The 2,751-nt window shown below is 57.5% G+C and carries 3 protein-coding genes; all 3 read right to left on the bottom strand.

The features are described 5' to 3' along the window. Nucleotides 1-34 precede the first annotated feature (34 nt). The gene (locus tag B2W52_RS11125) at nucleotides 35-400 is read right to left on the bottom strand and encodes a DUF4870 family protein (protein ID WP_053112750.1); all 366 of its coding nucleotides are present in this window, start codon (nucleotides 398-400) and stop codon (nucleotides 35-37) included. A gap of 68 nt (nucleotides 401-468) precedes the next feature. Continuing rightward, on the bottom strand, nucleotides 469-2,109 hold the full coding sequence (locus B2W52_RS11130) for a methyl-accepting chemotaxis protein (RefSeq protein ID WP_053112751.1): 1,641 nt from the start codon (nucleotides 2,107-2,109) through the stop codon (nucleotides 469-471). Nucleotides 2,110-2,335: 226 nt separating this feature from the next. Then, a partial coding sequence (locus B2W52_RS11135) for an alkaline phosphatase (RefSeq protein WP_286803052.1) occupies nucleotides 2,336-2,751 on the bottom strand: 416 nt, incomplete at its 5' end.

The raw sequence follows: 2,751 nt of genomic DNA on the forward strand, positions 1-2,751 counted from the left end.
AGGAAGTGACCGAAGACTGATAACGGTCGCCCGTTCAGGAGGGCGCCTTGCCGTCATTCAGGGCCAGAGCCCCTTTCACGATCCGGTAGATGATCCAGATAGAAATACCAAGGAGAATAAACCATCCGATGATGATCGGCGTGGTCACTATGCCAATCACGGTCCAGAGCAGGCCGATCCAGAAGGTGCGAATCTGCCAGCGGAAGTGCCGCTCCACCCAGGTATTACGGACGTCGTCCAGTTTGACGTAATTGATGATCACGCCCACCAGACCGGTAATGCCTCCTACGAAAAACGACAGCGCCTGAAGGATGTAGACCACCACCGCCAGGTTACGCGCCGGATCACTTCGGCGGGAGGCGGGGTCCGTGTCGGCAGGAATAAACTCCGGTTCAGCCAAGACAAGTCTCCTATTGATCTATTAATCGGAGTCTACCACAGCCCCCGTGGCCGAAAATCCCGCCGCGGTCAGTGATTGTCCGGACGGTAGCCCAGGCGGAAACCGCCCCAATGCTTGCCATTCACATAAATAGGTACGGAGAGATCATGCATGATTTCGCCGGTATCCCTGCGATAGGTTTGCAAAAGCATGTTCTCGGTGTGCGTGCCACAACGAATGCCCGTTCGGTCGTTGAACAGCCGCTTGCTCCGGCTCTTGACCAGATCCACCTTCGGATCTCCGGTCGGTGCGTGGGCGAAATCCCTGTTGTGGGTCGGTACATACCCGTCAGGCGCAGCGGCTATGGCAAAGACAATGGCCTCATGGGCGTTTTTCACCTGCTCCTGGATGGTCGGCAGGTATTGATCGGTAAATTTGTCAAAGCTGCTTGAGTACTTTGGCGGGTGCGTGTTCGGGATGGGAGTCCGGCTCTTGTCGAACAGCGCGCTTTCTGAGAGCTTGCCATCCCGGATTGCCTGCTCGAACATCTGGCCGATCTGGTCAGCGCCCGCTCTGGCCTGATCGAAGAACGGCCGGTGATAACTGGCTTCGCTGTTCAGGGCAAATGAAGCATTGGCTTTTTCCGCAAGCTCCATCAAAGTAGCAGCCTGCTCCGCCAGCGAGGAAACGCTGGTATCGCTCTCGGAAATCTGGTCACGCACCGTTTCAATGGCGGAGAACACCTGGGCCAGACTCTGCTCGTTGTTCTGATCTATTTCGGCTATCCGGGCAACCTGCTGCTGGACCCGATCAGATTGTTCGCTGATCTGTTCCAGACGCTCACCCACGCTTTCCACAGACGTCAGGCCCTCCTCAATGCTGCGGGCAAGGTCTTCAATCCGGGACACAATCAGCGTGGTATCCGAACGAATTTCCTCGAGGGTTTCCGCCACTTCACCGGTCGCCTGGGCCGTGCGGCCCGCCAGCTGACGCACCTCATCCGCCACCACGGCAAATCCGCGACCCTGATCACCCGCACGGGCGGCCTCAATGGCCGCATTGAGTGCAAGCAGATTGGTTTGCTCGGCAATACCCTGAATGGTGGCGGTCACGCCCTGGATCTTGTTGGATTTCTCGTTCAGCTCCTGGATCAGCCGGAGATTCTCACCGGACTGCTGGTGTACCGCGCGCACACTATCGATGGCCGAGACCAGCGCTTCGCGCCCCTCGGTACTGACCTGCTTATTCTGGAGAGCCATGGTGGCGGCATCGGTCGCCTGCTCGGAGGATTCCCGCACGGTCTCGGTAATCTGGCCCGCGTAATCGGCCATCTGGGCGGTTTCTTCAACCTGACGGTCCAGCCGGATCTTGAGCTGGTCTGCGGCAAAGGAGACCTGGGCGGCGGAAATAGCGTTCCTGTCAGCGCTTCCGGAGAGGGTTTCCACCAGAGCCCGCCCGGCTTTCGCATCGGAAAGCAGCTGCCGGCAATGGGCCCGGAGCGGATGATCTTCTGCCAGGGTGCCCTTATCCAGAGCCCTGAGACCGCGTTCGGCAGGCTCCAGCACCCGGATGACCAGAAAGCCGGCGGCGGCTGCAAGGCCAACCACCAGTCCAACCAGTATTGATGCCGGTTCAAGGCCTAGCAAAGGCGCCACCACTGCACTGATGACCGCAAGAACAACAGCACTCACCACCCCCAATATTATTGAAGCCCGATCCAGCAACCCCATAGGAACCTCTTCTTTATCGTTGCTTCTACCAATATTTTGTTATTTAAGGCCATCATGGAGACTAATAAATTGATATGAGTTTATAACTCATACTTTAGTGTATTTAACTGGCTTATCGGCAGGAAAAGGGGTTTCTGAAACAAAAAACCGCAAACCCGGCTCACTCTGTTACCAAGTGGGCCGGGCTTGCGGTGTTTAGCGCGTTTTTAGCTCTTAATCCCGGGGTTTATCGCACAGCCAGGTTGGCAGCCCCGCTGATATCCGAGGCATAATCCATTATGTGATAGATCATGTTCTGCTCGTTGGTGCCCGTTACCAGATGGGCACCCGGCCCCCTGGCATAAATGCCCACATCCTCACCGGCATGTGTCTCGCTGCCCAGTGGCACCAATGACTCCTGGTGGAAGCCCGGCGTGGTGGTGTCCACGTTGGTCAGGTCCTTTCGGCCGGCGTTGATGGGGTCGCCATAGGTACGGTCCGCATCGGTCTCGCTTCCATAGTCGCGCATGCCGAGGCCATTGGCATACCCCAGGGTGGTGTATGGCAGATCATCCGACGCCAGTTCAGGCTGCTCCGCCCCAATGCTCACCACCTTACCGAGAATGGGGTTGCCGCGCTTGGGATAACCGGCCATCGTGAACA

It is taken from the genome of Marinobacter sp. UBA2498 (assembly GCF_002341575.1).
GTDB classification, from domain to species: Bacteria; Pseudomonadota; Gammaproteobacteria; order Pseudomonadales; family Oleiphilaceae; genus Marinobacter; species Marinobacter manganoxydans.

What these genes read in the sequence shown, in the direction of transcription:
- B2W52_RS11130 (WP_053112751.1), bottom strand. Translation starts at nt 2,109, where the DNA reads ATGGGGTTGCTGGATCGGGCTTCAATAATATTGGGGGTGGTGAGTGCT.